Origin of the sequence: Actinomadura chibensis NBRC 106107, assembly GCF_001552135.1 — a bacterium.
GTDB lineage: Bacteria > Actinomycetota > Actinomycetes > Streptosporangiales > Streptosporangiaceae > Spirillospora > Spirillospora chibensis.
This window is the reverse complement of the sequence record NZ_BCQP01000060.1, coordinates 1-24,564: the sequence shown is the minus strand read 5'-3', so window position 1 is coordinate 24,564 and position 24,564 is coordinate 1. Positions and strand designations below refer to the sequence as shown.

Here is a 24,564-nt window from a genome sequence, read left to right as displayed (position 1 = left end):
GCGCCTCCGACATTCCGAGCCGCCGTCCGCCGACCCCCTACGAGCAGCCCTCGAACTGCGGGACCTCGTCGACCAGCGGGATGCGGCTCTTCCCGAACCACTTGCGCAGGAGCTTGGCGGCCGTCCCGTCCTGGTACATGGTGGTGATGGCCCGGTTGACCTTCTCGCACCTGTCGATCTCGCCCTTGCGCATCCCGACGCCATAACTCTCGTCGGTGAACGGCTGGTTGAGGATGTGCAGGTCGCTCGCCGCGAATCCCGCCAGCACCAGATCCCCGGTGGAAACGGCGTCGACCGCCCCGGCGCGCAATTTCGCCACGCAGTCGCTATAGGACGACCCCGGCACGAGCCTCGCCGGAATGCTCAACCCCTTCACGACCCGCTCCGTCGAAACCGAACCGCTCGCCTGGCACATCCGCCGCCCCGCCAGGTCGCGCACACTGCGGATCGTGGTCTCGCCGCTACGCACCATCACATCCTGATGCGCGACGTAATAGGCCCCGCCGAACGTCACCAGCTTCGCCCGGTCGGGCGTGATCGAGTACGACGCCAGCACAAGGTCGACGGAATGGTCGTTCAGCTTCTGTTCCCGGTTGTCCGACCGCACTTCCCGGAACCGCACCCGCGACGCCCCGAGTCGCCGCGCGATATAGGTGCCCACATCGACCTCGAACCCGCGGAACACCCCTTGCTGCCGGTACCCGAGACCCGGTTGGTCCGCCTTGACGCCGACGACGATGACCCCGTCCCCCGAAACCGAAGCCTGCGCCACCGTGCACCCGACGAGCGCGACGCTCAAAACCATGACCCCGAATACGGACCGCACCCGCCCATGGCTACAACCACGACGCGATCAACAGATGAACGCCACATGTTCTGCCCGCGACCGCAATATGTCGCCCACCAAAACGCCACACTTCAAGCGGCCAAACCGCCATTCTCAAACAGCGGCGCCAAGCCCAAGCTCAGCCCTTACCCCGCTTCCGCTTCCGCTCCCGGCTGCTCCGTACCGGCGCGGCCTTCCCCTCCGCCACGAACCTCTCGTGCTGCTGCCACCCCTGCAACCATTTCCACCCGGCCCCGAGCGCGGCCGTGGTCCCCGCCACCATGAACGCGGTCACCTGCCCCTCGTCCAGATGAGCCCCAGGCACAGCCTGCGCCACAACCCCGGCCAACCACCCGGCGGCCACAGCGAACACAGGCGTAAACAGAGCAACCCCCCGCCCCAACCAAGACCCTTCCCCATCCGGGCCCTGGTCCCCTGGGGCCACTTCATCCGCCACTACCCACCACCTGCTCCCTTTCAGGACGACGTGCCTGCATCGGCACGCTAAGCGTGATGGACCAACTACAGACCGAACCCCATGCCTGGCGCAAGTGTCAGCCGGTGTTCACCTTGGCGTAGTGAAAGACATCTGCCGGAAGCGGATAGGTCAGCTTCCAGACGATGCGCATCGGCCGCTCACTTTCGTGCGAAAGGTACGTCATGGGCCCGGCGTAGTCGTAGGCGTCTTCCTTCTCTTCACGCAGAAACAGGTGGACGGTCGAGCCACGCGCAGCATGGTTGATGTACCGCTGCCCGGTCTCCGAGCGTTCCCGCGTCCGGCCCTGGGATTCCCACTGGAAGAGCGTCTGGCTGATCGCCCTGTCGTTGTACATCGTGGACGGGGTGAACTGCGCCTCGCTCTTATTGATCGTGACGAGGAAGACGTCCGCTTGCAGATCGGGGAACCACTGGACACCGGCGACCATGTAACCCGAGACCTCCAGCCCAAACGCAGCAAGCGCCTCCCCCCGGGTGTAGCGGGCATGGAGCCGTAGCGGCAGGTCGGAGACCTCCGGGATGGCCGGTGTGAGGCGATCGATTCTCGCATAGAGAATGTCGATCACTTCGAGGAGTTCTTCGCGGCGCGCGGAGTTGATCCACAATCGGGCCAGATGCCGTTCCACTGCGCTGAGATCCTTGCGCGCATCGAAGGCCGTGTTCAGCATCGAGAGCAACAGCCGTTCCTGAAGGGTCGCCTCGGCAAGGCTGGGCGGGGTCGGTCGGCTGAGAAGATCGCGAAGGAAGGTGAGGCGTTCTGGGTCGTTGATGTGAAGCAACCGACTGATCATTTTGCGCTGGCTGGTGTCGTCCTCTGCAGACGGGACCGGCCGATAATCGAGATTTGCATCCCGACGCAACGCCGCCCACCCGCCTCTGGTGCCGCGGTAGAGATCCTCGACCTCCCGCCCGCTGCGGTCGAGAAAGTCGCTCAGCGACACATCGCCTTGTTCTCTCAGTTCGGAGGCAAGGTCCTTCCAGCGAAGGCTCAAAGTCTGCTTGATATTAGCGAGGACGATCTTGCTGACCTCGCGGTCGAGATCGATGGAGCAGCCAGCGGGCAGGGTGGGGAAACCGGCCTCTATCTCATGCTCTAGTTGCCCACGGCGCTTTCCGGTCAGCGCGGTAAACCGTCTATCGAACCGGAATTCCTTGCGCTGCAGGCCAACAAAATCCAGCACAGTGAGGACGGGCTTGTTGCTGGTAAGTCTGAGGCCGCGCCCCAATTGCTGCAGGAAGACGGTGGCGCTCTCGGTCGGTCTGAGGAACAGAACGGTGTTGATGTCAGGGACGTCCACACCCTCGTTGAACAGATCAACGGTGAACACTATCTTGCTCTCGCCACTGCGGAGTTTCTGGAGAGCGGTGGCGCGCTCCTGAGCCGTCATCTTTGACGTGACAGCAAGGGCAGGAATCCCTCGCTGCGTGAATCGGGCGGCCATGAATTCCGCATGCGCGATGCTCACGCAGAAACCGACGGCCTTCATTGCCGCCAGATCATCGAGCTTTCTTTCCAAGGCTTCGACGACCACGGAGACGCGCGCATCATGGCGGATGTAGCGCCCGGTGAGTTCCTGGGCATCATAATGGCCACTTCGCCAAGACACGTCCGAGAGATCTACATCGTCGTGGATGCCGAAGTAATGGAATGGCACGAGCATGCCGCGCTCCAGCGCTTCCCACAGGCGAAGCTCGGCAGTGGGACGCTGCCCGTCAAACCAATGCAGGATGTCTTCGCCATCGGCACGCTCGGGAGTCGCGGTGAGCCCGAGCAGGGCAACTGGGGTGATGCTGTCGAGAAGTTCAGCGTAGGAGCGTGCTGCCGCATGGTGGAACTCGTCCACGATCACCATGTCGAAACGATCAGAGGCGAGATGGGGAAGGGATCTGAGTGATTGGATGGACGCGAACACGTGTTGCCACTGCGTTGGACGATCCCCATCCACCAGCAGTTCTCCGAAGGTCGCGTCCTTCAGTACGGTGCGGAACATGGCGAGGCTCTGCGCCAAGATCTCTTTACGATGGGCGACAAAGAGAAGCGAGTCCACTTTCCCGGTTTCGCGAAGACGCTTGTAGTCAAGAGCGGCCACTATGGTTTTGCCAGTGCCCGTTGCCATGACGACGAGGTTGCGCCAGTGGCCGTGGTTCTCCCGTGCAGCCTGCAGCACGTCGAGAACTTCCTGCTGGTAGGGCCGTGGGACGACATCAATGTTGGCCACCTGAAGCGGAAGGTTCCGCTGGTCGCCTTGCTCGCTGGCGAGTGCGGCCGCAAGACGCTGGTGGTCGCGTTCAGGGTCGTACAGCTCGAAGGCGGGGTCGTTCCAGTAGTCCTCGAAGGTCGCCGCGAACGTATCGACCAGATGTGGTTGCTCGGCCCGAGCCAGCCGCACGTTCCACTCCACCCCGTCCAGCATCGCCGTCCGCGACAGATTGGACGAGCCGACATAGGCGGTATCCAGACCCGAGTTCCGATGGAAAAGCCAAGCTTTGGCGTGTAGTCGGGTGCGATGCGTCTCATATGAGACGGCCACCTCGGCGCCCATGGAGACGAGTCTTTCGACCGCGCGAAGTTCCGTCGCGCCCATGTAGGTCGTAGTGATGACCCGCAATTTTCCGCCGCGGGAGAGGAAGCTTTGCAGGGCGTCCTCGATGAGCCGAAGGCCGTGCCACTTGACGAAGGCGATCAGGAGATCGACCCGATCGGCGGAGGCCAGCTCCTTGACGACCTCACGCCCGATCTGCGGCTGCTCGCGCCCGTTGACCAGCAGGGCGCTGGAGGTCAAGGGGACGTCTGGTCGTTCCGGGAAGGCGACGGCACCGTCCGGCAACCGACCTTCGGCAATGGCGAGCAACACGTCGTGACTCGTAGCGAGAAGGTCGTCGCCGCTCGCCGCCTCCGGCACCACAGAAGCAATCGCATGGCTGATGCGGTTGGCGGCAGCTACCTGGTCGGCGATGTCGGCCTGCTGTCCTCCGGCGATTCTGAGGGCGCGGCGGAGTTGGGTTGCCAGGTGTCGGACGAGTAGCTCTTCGGCGTCGACCTTGTTCAGGTCGTCGCGATGGACGAGGGCGCCGTCAACTGCCTCCAGCCGCCGTTGAAGCTCGGCGGTGACCACCTGCTCGTAGATACCCGGGGCAAGCTCAGCCATGGGCCAACGGTAGGGGACGTCCCCGACAGAAACGCCGATAACTGGAGACTCGGCCAGGCGGGTTAGGTGGTGGTGGATTGGATTAGGTCTAGGAGGCCGGCTTCTCGGTTTTGGGCGGTGGGGCCGTAGTCGTGGCTGTAGGTGAAGTCGGCGTTGGGGAAGAGGTTCAGCCACATGGCGCAGTAGTTGCCGGGCATGAAGCAGGGTTCTAGTTCGGTGTAGACGCGGGTCACCTGGTCGGGGTGGACGCCCTGGGCGGAGAGGCGTTCCCAGAGGGTGTGTTCGGGGTGTTCGACGCCGACGCGGGTTTCTTCGGTCTCGATGTGTTTGGTGCCGTCGGGTTCTTCTATTTCGAAGGCGACGGAGGCGGGGAAGCTCAGGGCGTGGCGGATGAGTTCCAGGACGCGGGACCACCAGGATTCGTCGTCGTCGAGGGCGGGGGCGTCTATTTGGAGGAGGCGGGTGCGGAGGGCGCGGAAGACTTCGACCGGGTCCTGCGAGCCGGGGGAGCGGAGGGTCGGGAGCGCCTCGTCCAGGGCCAGGAGTGATTCCAGGAAGGATGCCGCGTCGGCGTTCACGTGCATTGGGGCGACGTCGGCGACTACGAAGACGGCTTCGATCGCGCCGGTGGGGGTTATGCAGATTTCGGCGCCCTGGTCGGTGCCCAGGCGGCACCAGGCGGCCTTTTCGGGCGGGAGGTGCGGGGCGTCTATCGAGGCCGCGTATTCGCCGAGCGTGAGGGGTTCGTCGTCGGTGGCGTAGAAATACGGCGGGACTTGGACGGGCAGTCCGGCGGCGAGGGCGGGGCGGGCCGTCTCGGGGACGGGCGCCGGGTCGACGGCGCGCAGGGCGCCGAAGTGCTCGGTGAGGCGGGTCGTCAGGTCTTCCCTCATCGGTCCAGTCTGGCAGTCGGACGTGGGCGTTAGGCTCCTGTGGGTCGATCGTGAAAGGCGGGCGTGGTGGAGCCGGACGAGTTCGAGCGCGTGCTGGCGCAGGCGCGCAGGACGCTGGAGTCGATGCGGCGCGGCGGACCGGCGGACGAGGGCGAGCCCGTCGAAGGGGTCGGCGAGGCGGCCGAGGGGCGGGTCAAGGTGACCGCGGTGTCGGGCGGACGGCTCACGAACGTCGAGATCAATCCGCGTGCCATGCGGCTGTCGCCGGAGGAGCTCGGCGGGCATCTGACGGCGGCGGCGAACGCGGCGCTGAAGGACCTGCGCGGCAAGCTGGCGGACGCGGCGGGCGACACGGTGGACGCCGGGGCGCTCGCCCGGCGGGTCGACGAGATCCAGACCGAGGGGCTGCGTCAGCTCAACGAGTTCAACACGGCGATCAACGAGGTGCTGGGGAAGATCCGGGGCGGCTGATCCGCAGGGTCGCGGTGCCGTGCGGGCCCGCGACGGCGAGCAGGCCCGCCGGCGTGAGGGCCAGCGCGTTGACGGTCAGGCCCGGGTCGATGACCTGCTCTTCGCCGTCGAGGAGGTCCCAGACGCGGAGGTGGCCGTCCGTCCAGGCGACGGCGGCGACCGGGCCGGACGGCAGCACCGCGAAGGCCGCGGCGGTGACGCCGGTGTTGCGGCGGAGCATCGGCTCGTCGATCGGGGCCTCGGCGACCGGCCAGAGGCGGACGGTTCCGTCGGCGCCGCCGCTGAGCACGCTGAGCCGTCCGCTGCGGCCGTGCACGCCCGCGACGGCGGTCACCGGGCCCTGGTGGAGTTGGTGAGACCGGACTTGTTGCGGAGCGTTCGCGGGCCACACGTGCACCTGGCCCGAGGTGTCTCCGGCGATGAAATGGCTCAGGTCGGCGGACGCGCCCAAAGCGGTCAGGCCCGTCCAGGACTTGAGGGTGTCGCGGACGGTGCCCGCCGTCACCGGGCCCGCGTCGTTGAGCAGGCCGCTGAGGCGGTCGGCGCGGCTCTCCGACTTCGTGACGGCGGACGCGCGGACGGTGCGGTGCGCGTCCAGGTGCAGGACGCTGCCGTCCGAGAGCCAGATGAGGCCCCAGATGTCCGGTGTGCCGCCGGTGATCCGGCCGACGGGGGCGCCGGTGGAGGCGTCGAGGACGTGGAGGGCGCCGTCGGCGGTGGCGACGAGCAGGGCGCCGTCGCGGTGGGCGAGGGCGGAGACGGGCCCGGTCCAGGTGTCGCCGCCGACGTTGCACCAGCCGGGGTGCCAGGAGGCATAGGGGGCGAACCGTGCGGCCAGGGAATCGTCACCGCTGAGGCGGGCGGAGAGGGTCAGCAGCGACGCGCGTTCGGACGGGTCGGACGACGCCATGAGCCCGCGCCCGACCGCGCGCCACGTCGGCCAGAGCGGTGTTTCCAGTGTTTCGAGAACGGCCGTCGCCGCCCGCGGATCGGCGTGGACGAGCTGCCCCGCGTCCTCGACCAGGAGTTCCGCGACGCCGGTCGCGGCGGCGTGCCGGAGCAGGTGCGTGGTCGTGTACGGGTCGCTGCGCGCCCACTGCGGGACGCCGCCGGCGTCCTTCGGCACCTGCTCGTAGAGGGCGCTGCCGAGCGCGTGCTCGATCTGCGGGCCGAGCTGCGGCGTCCGGGTGCGCAGGACCGCCTCGCGCAACGGCCGCAACGCGATCTGGAAGCCGTCGTCGACGCGGGTGACCAGCGGCGCGGCCAGCTCGACGGACGCCTGGGCGCGCCGGAGGTCGCCGGTCAGCGCGGCGGTGAGCGCCGTCCACCGGGCGCCCTCTACCAGCCCGTACGCGGACGCCAGCACCTGGATCGCCGGGACGGCGTCGGGCGGCACCCGCGCCAGCCACTGTTCCGGGACGTTCTCCGACACGCCGGCCACGAGCGCCAGTTCGGCGAGGCCCACGTTGGGGAACAGCGCCTCGGCGGCCGCTGTTTCGCGGCCGTTCGCGCGCAGCCACGCCGTGAACGCCGCCCTGTCGGTCATCGCGGGGTCGTCGAGGTGGACGACCTCGGCGGGCACCGTGAACGCGGCGAGCGACTCGGCGCGCCCCTCGGTCAGGAGCCTGACGTGCTGGGCGTCCAGCAGCGGGTCGAGGAGTTCGGTGACGATCGCGGTGGCGGCGGCGCCGTCGCAGGCGGGGCCCGACTCGTCCAGCTCGCTGATCACGATCGTGGCGGGACGGCGGTCCGCCGCGATGTTCGCGACGACCGTCTCCGGTGACCGTCCGGGCACCGACAACTGCTCAGCCAGCGCCCACGCCAGCCCGTGCGGGGTCATGCCGCGCGCGCTCAGCATGGCGTGGACGGCCCGCACCGGACCCGTGTCGGCGAGCGCGGCCCACGCCGTGAGGTGGCTCTTTCCGCTGCCGGGCGCGCCGGTGATGACGCAGAGCCGCGGGCGCAGGACGTCCGTGAGCCAGCCGCGGACGGCCCGTGCCGCCGGGGCCCGGCCCGCGCCGATGGACGGCGCCTGGCTCATCTCGACCGGTGTGTTCATCCCTGGGCCGCCTGCCGCATGAGTTCGAGGAAACCGCGCTCGCGCTCGTCCGCCGTCGCGCCGTAGTCGAAGCTGTAGGTGAATTCGGCGTTCGCGTACCGGGCGAGCCGCATTCGGCAGTAATTACCGGGAAGAAAGCACGGTTCCAGCTCCGTGTAAACGCGGGTGACCTGCTTTGGGGTGATGCCCTTGGCGTCGAGCCTTTCCCAGAGCAGCCGCTCGGGATGCGGCAGTCCCACGCGCGCCTCTTCCGTCTCGACGTGCTTTCCGCCGGACGCGTCCTGGTATTCGACGGCGGCGGCGAAAGGGTAGCTCAGCGCGTGCCGGATCTGTTCGAGGACGCGCGGCCACCATGCCTCGTCGTCCTCCAGCGCGGGTTCGTCTATGCGCAGCAGCGCGGCGCGGAGTTCGCGGAAGAACTCGACGGGGTCCCTGTCACCGGGCGATCCGAGCAGCGGGAGGTAGCGGTCGAGGGCCAGCAGGCACGCGGCGAACCGGGGCACGTCGCCGTTGACGGTCATCGGCGGCGCGTCGGCGGCCACGAACACGGCTTGGACGTCGCCTGCGTCCGTCACGCAGATCTCCGCGCCCTGGTCGGTGCCGAGGCGGCACAGTTCCGCGATGTCGGGCGGCGGGTCGGGATGGCCGACGGAGGCGGCGTATTCGCCGAGTGCGAGCGGCTCGCCCGTCGACGCGGTGAAATACGGGCCGACCTGGAGCGGCAGGCCCGGATCGGCGAGCGCCCCGGCCGCGCCGGACGGCAGCGGGCCCGGCAGTTCCTCGCCGGGAAAGCGCCGCAGTCCCCGCGGGCCGAAATGCGCGAGCAATTCACCGCTCATAGGCGGCCTTTCCGGTGATGCGGGCCAGGGCGTCGGCGGCGATGGCCTGGTAGGCGCGGTCGGTGGCGACGACCTCGGTGCTCGGGCCGTCCGCCAGCACGTGCGGGCTCTCGGCGATCTCGCGGATGTCGGGGACGGCCGCCGCCGCGTCCGCGCCGATGGCGCCGAGGCAGCGGACGGCGAGCATCCCGGTCGGGGTCGCGGCCACCGCGTCGACCAGGTGGGGGAGCGTCCGGCCTGTTTCGCCCGTTGCGTGCTGGACGATGGCGGCGCCCGCGGGCGTGGTCTCGTCCAGCAGGGGCAGGGCGGGCGCGGCGGCGGGGCCGAGGTCGAAGAGGCGCTCGGCGTCCTCGTCGTCGGGGCCGTCGCGGAGCGTTCCGGACAGGAAGCGCAGCGGCTCCTCGCCGTCGCCCGTGATGCGCCAGATCGCCCAGGCGGCGTTCTCGCTGTTCTGCGGGCCGTGCTTGCGTCCGAGATAGCGGCGCAGGACGGGCACCGCGTCCGCGGCGGACGGCCCGAGCGCGGCCAGCGCGCGCGCGGCGAACGGGACGCCCTTGCGCCGCTCCAGCAGGGAGATCAAGTCGGGCAGCAGCGGCAGCGCGCGGTCGCCCCACGCGGCGAGCCCCGCCAGGACGCTGTTCAGATAATTGCCCGCGAACCCGGTGCCCTTCTTGGGGTCGCCTAGGAATTCCCGGACGGAATCGAGCAGCACGTCGGCGTGCGCGCTCATCCCGCCGAGCGCGGCGGACGGGTGGAACGACAGGCGCGGTTCGGCGAGGTCGGCGGCGAGGGCGGCGACGCAGCGCGGGTCGCCGACGCGGCCGAGCGCCTCCAGGGCGCTGCCCGCGATCAGGTCGTGCGGGTGGCCGAGCAGCGGGACGAGCGCGTCGGCGACGAGCGCGATGTCCGGTCCGCCCTGCTTGATTTCCCAGACGGCGTCCTTGACGACCTCCTCGTCGTCGTTGCCGAGGAGCCCGGCGAGGGCGGGGAGCAGCTCCGCCGGACCGGCCCGCCACGCGCGCATGACCTGGCCCGCGCGGTGGACGGACGCCGTCCCGGGGACGGCGAGCGCGTCGCGCGCGAGGCCGATCTGCGCCCCGGGATGCAGGTCGAGCGCCGAGGTGAAGAAGCCGACGCGGCCGCCGTCGAGCACCCAGAGCTGGTCGTCGAGCGCCGACTCCGGCGCCTGGATCTCCTCCGAGACGGCGTGGAGCAGGTCGTCGCCGAGGTCGTCCACCTCGCACCAGAGCAGGGCGACGGCGGCGGCGGCGCGCACCTCGCGCCGCCGGTCGGCGCCGCGCTCGCGCAGCCAGCCGAGCGGGCGTTCGGCGCGTTCGCAGCACATGTCGCCGACGGCGAGGACCATGCTGGCGGCGGCGCCCGCGTCGTCCTCCGCGACGGCGGCCGACTGCAGGCGCGGGACGAGATCGGGATCATGGTCCGGGAAGTCGGCGAGGACGACGGGCGCGGCGGCGCGGACGGCGGGGTCGCCGTCGTCCAGCAGGCTCGTCAGCGTCGGGACGCCCTCCTCGACGGCGGCCCGCGCGTCCCGCGCCCAGGCCAGCACCGTCGCGAGGTCGGGTTCGTCGTATTCGTCCGCGTCGTGCTCTTCGAGCTCCCAGCCGGCGCCCGCGATGTCGGAGAGCAGCCGGAGGATCTCCGGGCGGTGGTGCGTGCCCGGGTCGGACACCAGCTCGTACAGGACGCCGACCGCCGGAACGGTCGCCGGATACACCCACCCCTGGTGGTAGATGCTCCCGGACAGGTCGTAGAGGGCGCGCTCGACGACCGCCGCGTCGTCGGACGCGACGCGCTCCAGCGTGCCGGGCAGGTCGGCGGCGGGGCCGTAGGCGTGGACGAGCCCGGCCCAGTCGGCGACGTCGCCGAACCGCCCGTTCATGGCCGCTCCGCCCTTCCGGCCATGGCCCCGCGGCGGTCAGAGTTTTCCGGCATGTCTCTTGACGGCCGAGTTCGCGGCGGACTTGGAACCAGGTATGTCATTGTCATAAGGATAGCTGTAGGTCACGTCGACCTTGTTCTTGAAGTATCTGGGTATCCATTCCTCGCACCACGCCCCCGGGATGTCGCACGGCTGCCGCTCGGTATAGACCTCTTTGAGCTTTCCGCCGCGTTCGAGGATCTCCATCCCGGCGCGCTTCTCCGAGTGCCGGCCGTCGCTGCGCGCGACCATGATGCGCTCTTCGCCGTTCTTGTCGATGTAGCGGAAGGCGGCGAAGTTGCGTCCCGACTTGTCGCCGGTGGCCTTGCGGGCGTCGTCCACCGCGCGGGCGAGGTCGTTGCTGTCGCGGTCGACCTTGCGGGTCCGCACATTGGGACCGGTCTTGCCCTGCTCGCCGGGCTTCCGGTCTTTCATGTGGTATTTCTTGGAAAGCTCGCCCTCGCGCGCCTTGTTCGGGTGGATGAGCTCGTATTCGCGGGTCTTTCCGCTGCGGCTGTGGAAGGTGCGGGTCTCCGAGAGGACCTTGGAGATGACCTTCGCCCCGGCCGCGCCCGGCTTGCCTCCCGGTTTGCCGCCGGGCTTGCCGCCCGCCTTGTGGCCGCCGCCCTTGTGCTTAGCCATTGAGCAGCGCCTCCACCGCCATGTTGAGGAGCTGGTCGATGATCGCCTGGCTGATCATCTTGAAGATCGGGATCTCGGCCAGGGACGCGCCGAAGGTGGCGACGGCGGTCGCGATGGCCTGCGCTATCTGGATGGCGAGGATGATGAGCTGGACGATCACATTGATCTTCAAGGCCAGCACCACGACGCCCGCGATGAGGAGTCCGGCGCCGACGAGCATGCAGTCGGTTCCGGCGCCGCGGATGTTCGCGGACGCGGCCTCCTCGTCCGTCCAGTCCTTCTGGAAGGCCTCGAAGTCCTCGCCTTTGTTGGACGTCCAGACGCCCTGCGCGACCTGGTCGGCATTGGCGGACGTGGATTGGAGCGTCCCGCCGAAGGAGATCCACTTGCCGCCCATCTCCATCAGCTTCGTCTCGTCGGCCTCCGGCCAGGAGAAGCCGAGCATCCCGAGGAGGCTGATGAGCTCACCGGGCAGTTGCAGGCCCATCGATCACCCCAGTGCCTTGGCGACGGAATTGACGCTCTGGACGTTGGACTCTTCCATCTTGGTGTAGTTCTTCGCGACCGCCTTCAGCGCCTCCGCGCGCTCGCCGAGTTCCTCGGAATTCTCCTGGAAGCATTTCATCGCGGCCTCGAAGCACGCGGCGTGCGCGATTCCGATGAGCATTCCCATGTCGTCGCCGCCCCATGGCTCGCCGAATCCGGTGATCTCCGACTGGAACTGCGACACCTGCTGGGAGAACTCGTCCGCCACCTGCTTGAGCCGTTCGGCGGACGCGGTGATCTGGTCGGGTGAAACCTGGAAACTCTCGGTCATCGCCGCCCTCCGTGCAACTGAGCCATCAGATCCGAGATCGACTGCGCCGTCTGCCGCATCTGACGCATGCTCATGTCCTGCAGTTCGCGGGCCTGGGCGGCGAGCCGCTCGGTCGCGGCGACGTCCGGCGGCGCGGCGGGGCCCGCCCGCAGGTCGCGGAAGGCGGCGTTGACGGCGGCGGCGACGTGCTCGCCGATCTCCTCCGACGACATCCGCATCGCGCGCGGGGCGAGGTCGATGGACGTGATCTCCCCGTCCGCCGAGACCGTCGCGCGGATCAGGCCCTCGGCCGCCTCGCCGCGCCCCTCGGCCTTCGGACCGCCCGGCCGGTCCTGCTTTCCGGCGCTTTGCGGTTCGGTTCCCGTTGCGCTGGTTCCCGGCGCGTTGGTTCCCGGCGCCTCGGTTCCCAGTACGGCCCGCGTGAGGTTGAGCAGATGTTCCAGCTCACTCCCAGCCATCCCCGCCATCGAGAGCCTCCCGCTTTTAGGTCATCTGGGGGATCATAATCAATCGGACCGAATGTGGCGAGCGTCGGGAAAGGCGTCTGAACTGCGGGAATGGCGAAGTTTGCCGTATCGGGCCGGTGATAATGATCACTCGTGCCGGAACGGCGGGATCCGCCCCGCGCCAAGCTAGAACCTGTTCTTGTCTCGGCGGCCGGGACGCGTCAGGCTGGGGCGCATGGACCTGATCGCGCTGGAAGAGATCCGCCGCCTGAAGCACCGCTACCTGCGCTGCGTCGACCTGAAGCTGTGGGACGAGTTCGCCGAGGTCTTCACGGGCGACGCCGTCGCCGAGTACGACACCCCGGTGCTCGGCCGGACCCTCACGCTGGAGGGGCGCGACGCCATCATCGGCTACATGCGCGCCAACCTCGGCCCCGGGATGATCTCCGCGCACACCGCCGGCTGCCCGGAGATCGACGTGGACGGCGACCGTGCCACCGGCGTCTGGTCCCTGGACGACACGATCATCATCCCGGAGAGTCGCCTGCTCATCCGGGGCGCCGCGTTCTACCGCGACGAGTACCGGCGCGGCGCGGACGGCCGCTGGCGCGTCGCGCGGACCGGGCACCGCCGCACGTACGAGTACACGGTGTCGCTGGACGACGTGCCGAGCCTGGCCTTCACGACGACCGGCGACCGCGCGTCCGGAGGGGGCTCCCGGTGACCGGGACGGCGGCTTGACCCGTCCTAGAACGAGTTCTAGCGTCCCGCGCAGTGACTCGGCCGCGACCGGCGCACCGCGCGGTCCGGCGCCGCGATTCCAGGGGAGCCCGGTGGCCAACGACCCAGCACCAAGCCCTGCGGGTGACGGCGATGTCACCCGGACGTTCGCCGACGCGATCGTCGAGGCCGAGCGGATCATCCGCGGCGCGCCGCACGTCAAGACCGACCAGGATCTCGCCGAAGGGCTGGATTACCTGGCCGGAAGCATCAAGGCCTCGCTGCACATGGTGGGCGCCTACCAGCGCGACCATCCGTATTTCGCGTCCTCGACCGGCCCGTACACGAAACTCGGGCTCGATAATCCGGACACGCTCTATTTCCACGCCTACATCCGGGACGACGCCGAATACGTCGTCACCGGGCGCCGCGGCACCACCGCCGACCTGAGCTTCCAGGTGATGAACGGCGACTACTCGCCCGCCCGGTCGCCGGACAGCCTCACCGCGTTCGACGACCGCGAACTGGACATCGCCGCCGACGGGACGTTCCAGCTCCGTTTCGGCCCGCCGAAACCCGGCGCGGGCCCGGGGTACGTCGCACTCGCGCCCGGGTCGGCGATGCTGATCGTGCGGGAGGTGTTCAGCGACTGGGCGAGGGAGCGTCCCGGTGAGATCCGCATCCACCGCGCCGACACGCTCGGGACGTCGCCGCCGCCCGTCCCGGCCGACCGGATGGCGCGGCGGTACGCGGTGGCCGGGAAGATGCTGCTCGCCAGGATCCGCACTTTCCTCGCCTTTCCCGAATGGCATTATCTGCGATTGCCGGTGAACACGCTGACCGAGCCGCGGCCGACGCCCGGCGGCCTTTCGACGCAGTTCTCCTCGGTCGGCCACTACGACCTGGACGACGACGAGGTCATGGTGATCACGGCCCCGGCCGCCGACCGCGCGGTCGCGCCGTACCAGGGCTTCCAGCTCGGCAGCATGTGGTACGTCTCGCTCGACTACATCAACCACCAGACGAGCCTCACCGCCGACCAGGCCCGGGTGGACGAGGACGGCATGATCCGCTACATCGTCAGCGAGCGCGACCCCGGCCTCGCCAACTGGGTGGAGCGCACCGGGCACCGGCGCGGCTACCTGCAGTTCCGCTGGCAGCGCCTGACCCGCGACCTCACCCCGGCGGACGGCCCGACCGCCGAGGTGATGCCGTTCGACGCGCTGCCGAGCCGCCTCCCGTTCCATGATCGGCAACGGGTCACCCGGGCGGAATGGGCGGACCGGATCGCGGCCCGGCAGGTCGCGGTCGCGCGCAGGATGCTCGGCTGATGGGCGCCGGGCTGCTGGCCGGAAAGGTCGTGGTCGTCTCCGGCGTCGGGCCGGGACTCGGGCGCGGGCTGGCCGTGCGGTGCGCGAAGGCCGGGGCGGACGTCGTGCTCGCCGCGCGCAATGAGAAACGGCTCGATGAGGTGGCAGGAGAGGTCGAGAAACTGGGGCAACGCGCGGTGACGGTCCCGACCGACATCACGGATGCGGCGGCCTGCGAACGGCTGGCGGCCACCGCGCTGGAATCGTGCGGGCGCGTGGACGGCCTCGTCAACAACGCCTTCGCGACGCCTCCGCTCAAGGACCTCACAACGGTCGACATTGACGCGGTGCGGGCGGGTTTCGAGACGAACGTGCTGGCGGCATTGCGGCTGACAAGGCTTTTCGTCCCCGCCCTGGAAGCGTGCGGCGGTTCGGTCGTGATGGTGAACTCGGCGGTGCTGCGCCATTCCCGGCGGACGTTCGGCGCGTACAAGATGGCCAAGGCGGCGCTGCTCGCGATGGCGCAGAACCTGTCGACGGAACTGGGCCCGCGCGGCGTCCGCGTGAACACGATCGCGCCGGGCTACATCTGGGCCGACAACCTCAAGTGGTACTTCGACCATCTCGCGAAGAAGCGCGGCGTCACGGCCCAGCAGGTGTACGACGAGAACGCCGCGACCACCGACCTGCGCAGGCTGCCCGAACCGGACGAGGTCGCCGACGCCGTGGTGTTCATGCTGTCCCCGCTGGCCCGCGCGATCACCGGGCAATGCCTGGACGTCAATTCCGGCGAATGGCACCACTAGAAGGGCGCACCGATGAGCGCGGGACGCGAGAACGTCGGGACGGTCGAGGACCTGCACGCCTCGGCCCGCAGGATCACCGGGCTGGACGACTTCGGCGACGACGCCTATCTCGACGGGTTGAGAATCCTGCTGGAATCCTATGAGAGGGACGCCGGGCTCACCCCGCTCGGGAACAGGGCGCAGCGGGCGATGCTGCGCGGCGCGCTGACGGCCCGGCAGTTCTCGGAGGCGGCGTGGCGGCGCTTTCCCGAGCATTCCGACGTCCCGGTCGAGCGACCGATCTTCGTGACCGGGCTGCCGCGCACCGGGACGACCGCGCTGCACCGGCTGCTCACCGCCGACCCCGCCCACCAGGGCCTCGACCTGTGGCTGGCGGAGGTCCCGCGGCCGCGGCCGCCGCGCGAAACCTGGGCGGAGGACCCGGTCTTCCAGGCGATCGACGCCGGATATCGGCGGCACCACGTCGAGAACCCGGAGTTCATGGGCGTCCACTACATCTCGGCGGACACGGTCGAGGAATGCTGGCAACTGCTGCGGCAGAGCATGCTGTCGGTCTCGTTCGAATGCCTCGCGCATCTGCCGGGCTATTCGTCCTGGCTCGCCGGGCAGGACTGGGCGCCCGCCTACCGCAGGCACCGCCGCAATCTGCAACTCATCGGGCTGAACGACCGGGGGCGGCGCTGGGTGCTGAAGAATCCCAGCCATTTGTTCGCCCTGGACGCGCTGCTTGAGGTGTATCCGGACGCGCTGGTCGTCCAGACGCACCGGGCGCCGCGCACGGCGATGGCGTCGATGTGCAGCCTCGCCGCGCACGCGACCGCCGGATGGTCGGACGTGTTCACCGGCGCGACGATCGGACGCGACCAGCTCGACCTGTGGGCGCGCGGGCTCGACCTGTTCCGCGCGGAGCGGGAGAGGCACGACCCGGCGCGGTTCGCGGACGTCCACTACGACGACTTCGTCCGCGACCCGATCGGGACGGTGGAGGGCGTCTACCGCCGTTTCGGGCTGCCGTTCACGGACGCGGCGAGAAAGGTGATGACGGAACTGCACGGTGAAAGCTCGGCGGGCGCCGCGAGACCGGCGCACCGGTACTCGCTCTCGGACTTCGGCCTGACGCCCGAGCAGATCGACGAGCGCTTTCCCGGATACTGACGCCGCCGCGCGGCGGAAGGACGCCCGCGTGGGCGCCTCCGGTCACATGACGGCTGAACCGGCGGCGTAGTGGTGTTCGGTTTCGGCCGTTTCGCGGTGGCGGCCGTGCGTGCTCGTGTCGCGCATCTCCTCCAGTTGCAGCGCGATGCCCATCGCGAAGAACGTCGGGGCCCATTCGCCGACGAAGATGCCCCAGCGGTCGGCGCGGTCCAGTCCGGCGGTCTCGAACAGGCTGGACGCCGCCCAAGAGGCGAAAGAGAGCCCGATCGAGGCGATCCCGGCCTTGTACATGAGGCCGGAGCGCACCCCCCGCCGATGCAATGTCTTGATCACGTTTCCCCCTTTGATCGGTCGGCTGCCTACCCGCCGTCCGGGCGCACAAGCCGTCCTGGCGGGAATTTTGCGTACGGCGGACCGATACGCGGTCGAACCGGGTGGACGGCCGGGTGAAGGTGGTGAGGACGGTTGATCATCGGCCACCAGATGGCCACCCGCGTGTTGGACGCCGTTTCGGCGGTCAACCGACTCCGCGGACAGGCTCGCGGCAGTGCGCGGCCCTGTCCGGGAGATCCCGACCCACCCCCGTGGAGGCGCTTTGTGACCTCTCCGGACCAGCCGGACCACGCGTCCGGCCCGCTCATGCTGGCCATTACCGTCCGCCGGGACGGTTCCACGACGGAATTGCACCTGCACGGCGAACTCGACATCGCCACCGCCGAGGAGTTGCGTTGGCACATCTCCGAAGTGATCACCGCGCACGACCCGGACCGGATCCTGCTGGACCTTTCCGAGCTCAGTTTCGCCGACTCCACCGGACTGTCGGTGATGGTGTGGGCGCACCAGCTCATGTCGGGCCGCGGACGCCAATTGCGGCTGTGGCGTCCGCAGTCGCGAGTGCTGCGGATCCTGAACATCTCCGGCCTGCACCGGCGCCTGCACATCATCCCGGGGTGCCCGGCCGTACGGCCGTCCCGGCGCCGCCCGGGCCGCCGCGCCTGACCTCGCCGAGTATCCGGCCGGACGCCGGGTACCGCGTCTGACATGGGCGAACGCGACGACGCGACGGCGGCCGAGTTCCGCGAGGCCGTCAACCTGACCGCCGGGGAGCTGGAGCGGTGGCTGGACACCGCGGAGTCGCGGTCGGTCGGGCAGAAGGACGGCGGCGGGGAGTCGACCGGCCACGCCTCGGGCCGCCGGATCGTCGAATTGCTGCGGACCAAAGAGAAGGACCTGACCGAAGAGGACTACGCGCATATGCGGAAGGTCGTCGGCTACGTCCACCGCCATCTGGCGCAGCGCCCGTCCGGCGATGTCACCGACACCCGCTGGCGCTATTCGCTGATGAACTGGGGACACGACCCGCTGCGATGACCGGCCCGCCTCACGCGCCCACGTGGATGTGGGACGCCCAGATCGACGGATGGTCCGGCCACCGGTCGCGCATTTCGCGGGTCGCGTCATGCACGGCCCCGGCGACGGAGGCGCCCGCGGCAATGGCCGTATAGATCAAGTCGGCCATTTCGGTGGAATGCCGGTCGCCGACCGGCCAGAGAGTGCCGATCACGTGCCGGTATCCGGCGAGCTGGACCGCGGACGCGAGGTGAACGGCCTCGTCCGGAAGCCGCGCCCCCGGACGCGCCGTCGAACAGGCCGACAGGAACGCCAGTTCCGCGCCGTCCAAGCGCAGCCCGATCAGATCCGCCACGGTCAGCGGGTGGATGTGGTGGTCGGACAACTCCAGACGGCTTGAGGACGGGTCCGCCAGACCGCTGTGGCCGTGGCAGGCGAAATGCGCCCACCGCGCTCCGGGCAGCGCGGCGACCACCGCCGCACGGGTGGCGGCGGTTCCGGTAAGGACGCTGACCTCTCCGGGGAAATGGCGCCGAAGCAGCGACGCCTCCGCCTCCGCGCCGCCCGGCGGCTCCGGACGGTTTCCCGGCGTTCGCGGCATCGCGACCGCCACCGCCCGGTCGGCGCCTCCGCCCCCATCCGGTCGCCCGGCGAGCGCCCGCAGGGTCGGCGTGGTGGAGCACACGACCCGGTCGATCACCGTCGCGCCGGACGTCCCGCCGTGGTACCCGGCCGCGTGCAGCGGAAGGATCGCCATGAACCCGGACGGGCACCACCACAGCCTGGGCCAGGGGTCGTCCTCCCCGGGCGGGCCGATGATCCCGAGGTGGTGGAGCACCGGCCCGGCCACCGCGTCCCACAGCCATTCGAGCGTCCGCGTCATGCGGCGCTGGCCGTCCGCCCAGGTCCGCTTCGCGGACAGCGCGCCCACCGCGTCGAGGAACGCGCCCGCCTCCGCCCGGACCACGCCGGGGGTGAGCTCGGGGAGCGGCACCGCCGACGCCCGCCCGTCCGCGGAGAGGATCAGCGCGTGCGACCGGAACTCGGACACGTTGACGATCACGGCATGGCCCTCGGCGGGCGCGAGGTCGCGCACTCCGAGCGGGCGCGGGAAACGCGCGAACCCCGGCAGCGCCCGGATCGCGCGGACGAGCCCGTCGAGTTCGGCGACGGCGGCCCGGCGCTTCTCCCGCGCCGCCGCCGAAACAGGCGAACCGGTGGGTCCCGGATCGAGTCGCGCGCACAGGGCGCTGAACCGGCCCGCCATCTCCGGGTGCTGTTCGGTCAGCGCGGCGAGGTCGCCGGTGGGGTTGCCGGTGGGGTCGTCGGTGCGGGTGCCGAGCGTCCGGTCGAGCAGCAGGCCGCGAATCCGCTCGAACAGCTCGACGGCGTCTTCGGCCCGGCCCGCGCGGACGCAGCACGCGGCGGCGTCCGACCCGATTCCGCCGGTCGTCTCGTCGGACGGGATCTCCTGGTCCTCGGGGCCCCGCGGGACGGTCCGTCCGAGCAGGTCGGCCGTCGCGGTGAAGCCGGACACGGCGTCCTCCCACCGGCCGCCCTTCGCGGCGAGCCGTCCCCACAGCGCGGCCGCCGCCGCGCGGATCCGGGGCGGCGCGAGCTCCGCCGCGGCCCCCGCCCGGCAGGCCGCGAGCGCCTCGTCCAGGTCGGTCTTCTCACCGAGCCGGGCGTACCGGGCGCCGAGGCCCCGCGCCAGGTTCACCGAGTACCCGGCGTGGTCGGGATGGCCGGGCGCGAGGGCCTCCGCCGCCGTCCGGGCGGAATCGACCGCCTCGTCCAGGTCCGCGAGGTGGCCGGTGTGGTCGTACCGGGTCTGGAGCGCGAGCGCGCGCTCGGTCAGCACCCGCGCCCGGTGCGGATGGCCGGGCGGGACGGCCGCGCTCGCGGCCCGCGCGACCTCGACCGCCTCGTCGGCGTCGGCCGGGTCGTCGGCGGCCGCGAACCGCGTCCGGAGGGCCGCGCCGAGGTCGGACAGGCGGGCCGCGCGGTGCGCGTGGCCGGACGGGGTGGTGCGCACGGCCTCCCGGCAGGCGGCGACGGCGGCGTCGATGTCCTCGCGGCGGCGCGCCGCGTCGTAGCGGAGCTGGCGGGCGCCGCCGAGTTTCGCGAGGTTCGCGGCTCGGTCGGGGCCCGGCTCCGGCGTCGCGTGGACCGCCCGCTGGAAGGCGTCGACCGCGGCGTCCAGGTCCGGGCGCCCGCCCGTGGCGCGGAACCGGCACAACAGCGCGGCGCCGAGATCGCCGAGGTGGGCGGGCAGGTCCGGGGGCCGGGCGGCGGCCACCGCCGCGTGTCCGGCGCCGATCGCCGCTTCGAGGTCGGCCGCGTCTCCGCCGCACTCGAACGAACGGCGCAGGACGTCGCACAGGTTCGCCAGGTAGGAGGCGCGGCCGGGGTCGTCGGGCGGGCAGTCGGCGACGGCCTCACGGGCCAGCGCGACCGCTTCGGCCACCTGGGCGCCGTCGGGTGGCGCGGCCAGCGCCCTGGCCAGATGCGACCGCCGTCCGCGCAGGTCAGGGTGGTCGGCGGGAGTCGCCGCCAGCCCGGCCCGGCCGGTCTCGACCGCCTCCAGCAGATCCCGCTCCCGTCCCGTCCGGTCGAACCGGAGCCGCAGGGCGCCGCTCAGCGACGACAGGTGATCGGCGGCGCGGGCGGGAGCGGCGGCGGCGACCGCGTCCCGGTGCGCTTGGACGGCATCGTCCAGGTCGGCCGGGGCCCCGGAATGCCGGAACCGTTCCATCAGCAACCCGCCGAATTCGGAAAGGCGGGCGTCGTCTCCAACTGGCGCTGAGACTGAGTCGCGGAGCGAGGCGATCCGTTCGTCCAGGTCCGAGGCGCGCTCGGCCTGGGCGGCCTTCGCCCGGAGCGCGCGGTCGAGGACGGACGCCATCTCAGCGCGGTCCGGATGGTCGGGCCGGCCGGTGACCGCCGCGCGCCCGGCCTCCACCGCGGCGTCGAGATCCGCTGGACCGCCGCCGAAACGCTCGAAACGGGTCAGCAGCGCATTCCCGAGATTGGACAGGTAAGCCGCCCGGTCGGGGTCGTCGGACGCGGTCGCGTCCACCGCCGCCCGGCCGAATTCGACCGCCTCCCGCAGATCCGCCGGGGATTCCGTCCGCTCGAAACGGGCCAGCAGGGAACTGCTCAGATCGGCCCGGCACCGACGGTATTCGGGATGGCCGGTTTCGGTGATCACGACGCCCCGGCGGAAAAGGACGATCGCCTGATCGAGGGCGCCCGCGCCGTCCGGGGAGGAAGCCTCCCGCCGGAGCGAGCGGCCGAGGCGGGCGAGCAGCCCGGGGCCGTCCGGCACGTGCCGCGGCTCGTCGCCGAACAGGTCGCGCAGCGGCGTCGGGATCCCCTCGGGGCTCAGCCGGTGGACGGGCGTGAGCAGGGCCAACGCGAGGTCGAGGTCCGCTTCCCCGGCGACCGGCCCGCGTGCGGCGAAGCGCAGCCAGAACAGCCAGCCGGTCGCGTGCGCGACCTCGATGTCGGCCGTCGCGTCCGGGACCGCGCAGACCAGGTCCACCGCGTCCGCCACGGCCTCCGGGGCGAGGACGGCGGCCGCGTCCCCGGCGGAGTCGTACCGGTCCACCCGGTCCCGGACCCGCGCCAACCGATCCGTCCGCCCCACCCGAACTCCAACCCCGTCACCGACATGGCAGCAGTCACGCACGATATCGGCCGCACCGCCGCGACCACCGGAGGAACTGTATTCGGGCCGTCATCGATTTCGCCGCGGGCCGCCCGGAACGCCGCATGGAATCGGCTTCACTGAAAAAGGCTCACTTTTCGGCGAGGGTGATCGGGGCGGGGATTCCCGCCGGGCCGTCGTCGTCGAATACGGGCACGGCTCGGCCGCTTTCGCGACCAGTGTGGCGGCCGTTTCGCACCCCGCCTCCGGCCAGCCCACCACGAGGTCGGCGCGGGGCCGAGCGCGCCGTGCAGGCAGGTGGCGAACCCTCGGGCGTCCGGCCGGTCGCGCGGAGGCGCTGTGCGGATCGGTGCGAGTGCGGCGCCCCCGGCGGCGGGACGTCCTTCCTGGTCATGGACGGTGCCAGCGCCGCAGCTTGTCCGGGTTCAGCACGATCCACACGGCGGTGACGCGGGCCTCGGCGACGCTGACGCCGACCACCGCGACCGCCTGCCCGGCCCGGCGCAGCACGAGCCCGGCGCGCCCGTTCACCGGCTCGACCGTGATTGCGGTGCCGGGCTGACCGGCCAGCAGCGTCGTGACGAAACGGGCGACCGCGTCCGCGCCGTGCGTCGGGTGGACGGGGGCGCGCACCTTGCCGCCGCCGTCGCTGACCACCATCGCGTCGGCGGCGAGGACCGCCCGCAGCGCCGCCGCGTCCCCGCTGCCGCAGGCCGCCGCGAAACGTCGCGCGACATGGTCGTGCCGCGCGAGCAGCGCCGGATCGGACGGGTCCTCCCGGGGGAACCGCCTCACCCGGTCGCGCGCGCCGCCCTCGGGCCCGGGCCGGGGAACCGGGTTCGCGGGGACGGACGGCTCGCCCGCGCCGGAGGCGAGCAGGTCCAGGCAGATGCCGCCCGCGACGCGCGCCAGCCAGGCGCGGGGGACGGTGATCCGCGCGCGTTCGGCGTCGTCCAGGGCGTACCAGCGCCGGTAGGTCTCCTGGACGATCCGGTCCGCGGCGTCCGGGCCGAGCATCCAGGCGGCGAGGTCGAGGAGGTGGCGCCGCTCGTCCAGCAACTCGGCCAGCGAGCCCGGGACCGGCGGGCCGCTCACGGCCGCCCGCCCCCGCCCCCGCCCCGGGCCCCCGCGCCGCCGCCCGCCGCGGTGAGTTTGCCGGGGTTCATCATCCACAGCACCCGCTCGATGCCCTCCTCCGACGCGTCGACGGTGAGGACGGCGAACACCTCCCCGTCGCGGTGCAACAGGGCGGCGGTCCGGCCGTTGACGTCGGCCCAGGCCACGTCCACCCCGAGCCAGAAGCGCGCCGCGAACGCCCGGTGGTACTTGGCGACGCGTTCCGCGCCGACCACGGGGAAACGGGACGCGCGCACGCCCCCGCCGCCGTCGGAGTAGCTGACGACGTCGGCGGCGAGGATCTCCTCCAGCGCGGCGAGGTCCCCGGCGCGGGCGGCGGCGACGAACGCGGTCAGCAACCGGCGCTGCGCGGCGGCCGTCACGGGCGCGCGGCGCTCGGAGCGCAGGTGCTTGCGCGCCCGGCTGACGAGCTGCCGCGCCGCCGCCTCGCTCACCTGGACGATCTCCGCGACCTGCGGATACGGGTAGTCGAACGCCTCCCGCAGCACGTAGGCCGCGCGCTCGTTCGGGGTGAGCCGCTCCAGCAGGAACAGCACGGCGAGTTCGAGCGCCTCGCCGCGCTCGGCCCCGAGGTGCGGGTCCGCGCCGGTGTCGACGGGCTCGGGCAGCCACGGGCCGACATAGGTCTCGCGGCGCACCCGCGCCGACTGCAGGACGTTGATCGCGAGCCGCGTCGTCGCCGTCGCGAGGAACGCGCCCGGCTCGGTCACGGCGGCGCGGTCGGCGGTCTGCCAGCGCAGCCACACGTCCTGCACCAGGTCCTCGGCCTCGGTGGCGCTGCCGAGCATCCGGTAGGCGATGCCGAACAGGCGCGGCCGCACCTCGGCGAAGACGGCCGCCGCCCGGTCGAGGTCGGCCGGGCTTACATCGTCCAAGTTCCGCCTCCAGAAACGCGTCGAGTCTGACGGTGACCCACGCTAGATCGGCGCCCGGCCGCAAACGCGGCGCGCGGGCGGTTTCGCCGGGCGGGTCAGGGGCGTTCCGTTTCGCCGCGCCGCGACTCGCCGAGTTCCTCGACCGCGCCGAGGAGGTTGCGCAGCTCGATCTCCTCCGCCTCCACGTCGGCCGGGTCGAACAGCCATTCCGACGCGGGCAGTGCCGCCGCCTCCTCCGGACGGCTGGACTCGGCCAGCGCCAGTTCCGCCTGGATCTCCGTTTCGAGTTCGGCCTCGAACCCGTTATCGCCGGTCGGGGGGTTCATTTTCCTCCACGCGTGTGCGCGCCGCCGGGTCGTCGCCGGACGGCATGGATCAGCTGCATCGAGATCCGCCCTGACTCGAAAAGGCGGTTGAAGCTCTCGCTCTGCCGCGCGGCGAGCGCGTAGGCGCGGTCGGCACGGTGCCGGGTGGCGACGACCTCCGCCACCCGGGCGGCGCGCCGCGACCACGACAGCGGCGCGTCGCCGGGCCGGTCGATCTGCTCGACCAGGTCGAACCCGGCGTCGTCCAGCAGGACGGCCAGCTCGTCCTGGGTGGGGAACAGGTTGCCGTCCGGGACGGCCGACGCCCGCGGGGTGCGCGCGACGACCACCAGCAGCCCGAGCGAGGCGCCCGGCCGCAGGACGCGGTGGACCTCGCGGAGCAGCCCGGCCTTGTCCGCGACCGTGCACAGCACCCCGAGGCACCACGCCGCGTCCATCGACCCGGCGCGGAGCGGGAGCCGGTCGCCGGACGCGAGGACGACCGGCAGCCCGAACATCAAGGCGGCGGCTCGGCACGCGGCCAGCCTCGGGTCCAGCAGGACCGGCCGGACGCCGAACCGCCGCGCCGCCCAGGCGGCCGGGCCGCCCGCGCCCGCGCCGACGTCCAGCAGCCGCGTGCCGGGCGCCAGCTCGCAC

24 protein-coding genes are annotated in these 24,564 nt (G+C 71.1%); 7 read left to right on the top strand and 17 right to left on the bottom strand.

What is annotated here, in order from left to right; all coding sequences use genetic code 11:
- Nucleotides 1-37: 37 nt before the first annotated feature.
- From ACH01S_RS32205 to ACH01S_RS32190, 4 genes are all read right to left on the bottom strand, one after another.
- Nucleotides 38-805 (bottom strand): glutamate ABC transporter substrate-binding protein, encoded by a 768-nt coding sequence (locus ACH01S_RS32205; protein ID WP_067900563.1) that lies wholly within the window; start codon nucleotides 803-805, stop codon nucleotides 38-40.
- A gap of 160 nt (nucleotides 806-965) precedes the next feature.
- Nucleotides 966-1,151 carry a hypothetical protein gene (locus ACH01S_RS43970; RefSeq protein WP_148344214.1) on the bottom strand — a complete coding sequence of 62 codons (186 nt, stop codon included), beginning with the start codon at nucleotides 1,149-1,151 and terminating at the stop codon, nucleotides 966-968.
- Nucleotides 1,152-1,380: 229 nt separating this feature from the next.
- Nucleotides 1,381-4,473, bottom strand: a complete 3,093-nt coding sequence (locus ACH01S_RS32195) for a DEAD/DEAH box helicase (protein ID WP_067900399.1) — start codon at nucleotides 4,471-4,473, stop codon at nucleotides 1,381-1,383.
- A gap of 62 nt (nucleotides 4,474-4,535) precedes the next feature.
- Nucleotides 4,536-5,366, bottom strand: a complete 831-nt coding sequence (locus ACH01S_RS32190) for a nucleic acid/nucleotide deaminase domain-containing protein (protein ID WP_067900396.1) — start codon at nucleotides 5,364-5,366, stop codon at nucleotides 4,536-4,538.
- A 66-nt stretch (nucleotides 5,367-5,432) separates the two neighbouring features.
- On the opposite strand from ACH01S_RS32190, the gene ACH01S_RS32185 reads away from it, so the two are divergent.
- Nucleotides 5,433-5,837 carry a YbaB/EbfC family nucleoid-associated protein gene (locus ACH01S_RS32185; protein ID WP_246236536.1) on the top strand — a complete coding sequence of 135 codons (405 nt, stop codon included), beginning with the start codon at nucleotides 5,433-5,435 and terminating at the stop codon, nucleotides 5,835-5,837.
- Here ACH01S_RS32185 and ACH01S_RS32180 read toward each other — a convergent pair.
- From ACH01S_RS32180 to ACH01S_RS32150, 7 genes are read right to left on the bottom strand one after another with little or no spacing between them, the layout of a single operon-like run.
- Nucleotides 5,803-7,896: a hypothetical protein gene (locus ACH01S_RS32180; protein ID WP_148344215.1), complete on the bottom strand. Its 2,094-nt coding sequence runs from the start codon at nucleotides 7,894-7,896 to the stop codon at nucleotides 5,803-5,805. The genes ACH01S_RS32185 and ACH01S_RS32180 overlap by 35 nt on opposite strands.
- Nucleotides 7,893-8,735, bottom strand: coding sequence for a nucleic acid/nucleotide deaminase domain-containing protein (locus ACH01S_RS32175; protein ID WP_083981386.1), 843 nt, complete (start codon nucleotides 8,733-8,735; stop codon nucleotides 7,893-7,895). The genes ACH01S_RS32180 and ACH01S_RS32175 overlap by 4 nt, the downstream gene beginning before the upstream one ends.
- Complete coding sequence (locus ACH01S_RS32170; RefSeq protein ID WP_067900389.1) at nucleotides 8,725-10,635, bottom strand: hypothetical protein; 1,911 nt, start codon at nucleotides 10,633-10,635, stop codon at nucleotides 8,725-8,727. Before ACH01S_RS32170 ends, ACH01S_RS32175 begins: the two co-directional genes overlap by 11 nt.
- Before the next feature lie 36 nt (nucleotides 10,636-10,671).
- On the bottom strand, nucleotides 10,672-11,316 hold the full coding sequence (locus tag ACH01S_RS32165; protein ID WP_067900386.1) for a nucleic acid/nucleotide deaminase domain-containing protein: 645 nt from the start codon (nucleotides 11,314-11,316) through the stop codon (nucleotides 10,672-10,674).
- Nucleotides 11,309-11,803, bottom strand: coding sequence for a WXG100-like domain-containing protein (locus ACH01S_RS32160; protein WP_067900383.1), 495 nt, complete (start codon nucleotides 11,801-11,803; stop codon nucleotides 11,309-11,311). Before ACH01S_RS32160 ends, ACH01S_RS32165 begins: the two co-directional genes overlap by 8 nt.
- A 3-nt stretch (nucleotides 11,804-11,806) precedes the next feature.
- Nucleotides 11,807-12,133 carry a WXG100 family type VII secretion target gene (locus ACH01S_RS32155; RefSeq protein WP_067900379.1) on the bottom strand — a complete coding sequence of 109 codons (327 nt, stop codon included), beginning with the start codon at nucleotides 12,131-12,133 and terminating at the stop codon, nucleotides 11,807-11,809.
- Nucleotides 12,130-12,591 carry a YbaB/EbfC family nucleoid-associated protein gene (locus tag ACH01S_RS32150; RefSeq protein WP_169809396.1) on the bottom strand — a complete coding sequence of 154 codons (462 nt, stop codon included), beginning with the start codon at nucleotides 12,589-12,591 and terminating at the stop codon, nucleotides 12,130-12,132. The genes ACH01S_RS32155 and ACH01S_RS32150 overlap by 4 nt, the downstream gene beginning before the upstream one ends.
- Before the next feature lie 223 nt (nucleotides 12,592-12,814).
- On the opposite strand from ACH01S_RS32150, the gene ACH01S_RS32145 reads away from it, so the two are divergent.
- The 4 genes from ACH01S_RS32145 to ACH01S_RS32130 all read left to right on the top strand — a co-directional run bounded on the left by ACH01S_RS32145 (nucleotide 12,815) and on the right by ACH01S_RS32130 (nucleotide 16,570).
- The gene (locus ACH01S_RS32145) at nucleotides 12,815-13,303 is read left to right on the top strand and encodes a nuclear transport factor 2 family protein (protein ID WP_067900375.1); all 489 of its coding nucleotides are present in this window, start codon (nucleotides 12,815-12,817) and stop codon (nucleotides 13,301-13,303) included.
- Between the two features lie 109 nt (nucleotides 13,304-13,412).
- Nucleotides 13,413-14,630, top strand: a complete 1,218-nt coding sequence (locus tag ACH01S_RS32140) for a hypothetical protein (RefSeq protein ID WP_067900372.1) — start codon at nucleotides 13,413-13,415, stop codon at nucleotides 14,628-14,630.
- Nucleotides 14,630-15,415, top strand: coding sequence for an SDR family oxidoreductase (locus ACH01S_RS32135; protein WP_067900369.1), 786 nt, complete (start codon nucleotides 14,630-14,632; stop codon nucleotides 15,413-15,415). Before ACH01S_RS32140 ends, ACH01S_RS32135 begins: the two co-directional genes overlap by 1 nt.
- Nucleotides 15,416-15,427: 12 nt before the next feature.
- Entirely contained in the window at nucleotides 15,428-16,570 is a 1,143-nt protein-coding gene (locus tag ACH01S_RS32130) for a sulfotransferase family protein (RefSeq protein WP_067900367.1), read from the top strand.
- A 42-nt stretch (nucleotides 16,571-16,612) separates the two neighbouring features.
- Here the strand turns inward: ACH01S_RS32130 and ACH01S_RS32125 are convergent, their stop codons facing one another.
- Entirely contained in the window at nucleotides 16,613-16,861 is a 249-nt protein-coding gene (locus ACH01S_RS32125) for a hypothetical protein (protein ID WP_148344216.1), read from the bottom strand.
- 306 nt (nucleotides 16,862-17,167) lie between these two features.
- Here ACH01S_RS32125 and ACH01S_RS32120 point away from each other — a divergent pair, with 306 nt between their 5' ends.
- Both ACH01S_RS32120 and ACH01S_RS32115 read left to right on the top strand, forming a co-directional pair.
- The gene (locus tag ACH01S_RS32120; protein ID WP_169809395.1) at nucleotides 17,168-17,569 is read left to right on the top strand and encodes an STAS domain-containing protein; all 402 of its coding nucleotides are present in this window, start codon (nucleotides 17,168-17,170) and stop codon (nucleotides 17,567-17,569) included.
- Nucleotides 17,570-17,611: 42 nt separating this feature from the next.
- A complete protein-coding gene (locus ACH01S_RS32115; RefSeq protein WP_067900361.1) occupies nucleotides 17,612-17,941 on the top strand; it encodes a DUF3140 domain-containing protein in 330 nt (109 codons plus the stop codon).
- Nucleotides 17,942-17,951: 10 nt separating this feature from the next.
- On the opposite strand, the gene ACH01S_RS46585 is transcribed toward ACH01S_RS32115, so the two are convergent.
- The 5 genes from ACH01S_RS46585 to ACH01S_RS32090 all read right to left on the bottom strand — a co-directional run.
- Nucleotides 17,952-21,569, bottom strand: a complete 3,618-nt coding sequence (locus ACH01S_RS46585; RefSeq protein ID WP_148344218.1) for a CHAT domain-containing protein — start codon at nucleotides 21,567-21,569, stop codon at nucleotides 17,952-17,954.
- A gap of 411 nt (nucleotides 21,570-21,980) precedes the next feature.
- A complete protein-coding gene (locus tag ACH01S_RS43965) occupies nucleotides 21,981-22,685 on the bottom strand; it encodes a nuclear transport factor 2 family protein (protein ID WP_218010473.1) in 705 nt (234 codons plus the stop codon).
- A complete protein-coding gene (locus ACH01S_RS32100) occupies nucleotides 22,682-23,602 on the bottom strand; it encodes an RNA polymerase sigma-70 factor (RefSeq protein WP_067900359.1) in 921 nt (306 codons plus the stop codon). Before ACH01S_RS32100 ends, ACH01S_RS43965 begins: the two co-directional genes overlap by 4 nt.
- Before the next feature lie 95 nt (nucleotides 23,603-23,697).
- Nucleotides 23,698-23,928 (bottom strand): hypothetical protein, encoded by a 231-nt coding sequence (locus tag ACH01S_RS32095; protein ID WP_067900356.1) that lies wholly within the window; start codon nucleotides 23,926-23,928, stop codon nucleotides 23,698-23,700.
- On the bottom strand, nucleotides 23,925-24,564 hold a 640-nt coding region (locus tag ACH01S_RS32090; protein ID WP_067900352.1), incomplete at its 5' end, for a class I SAM-dependent methyltransferase. The genes ACH01S_RS32090 and ACH01S_RS32095, both read right to left, overlap by 4 nt.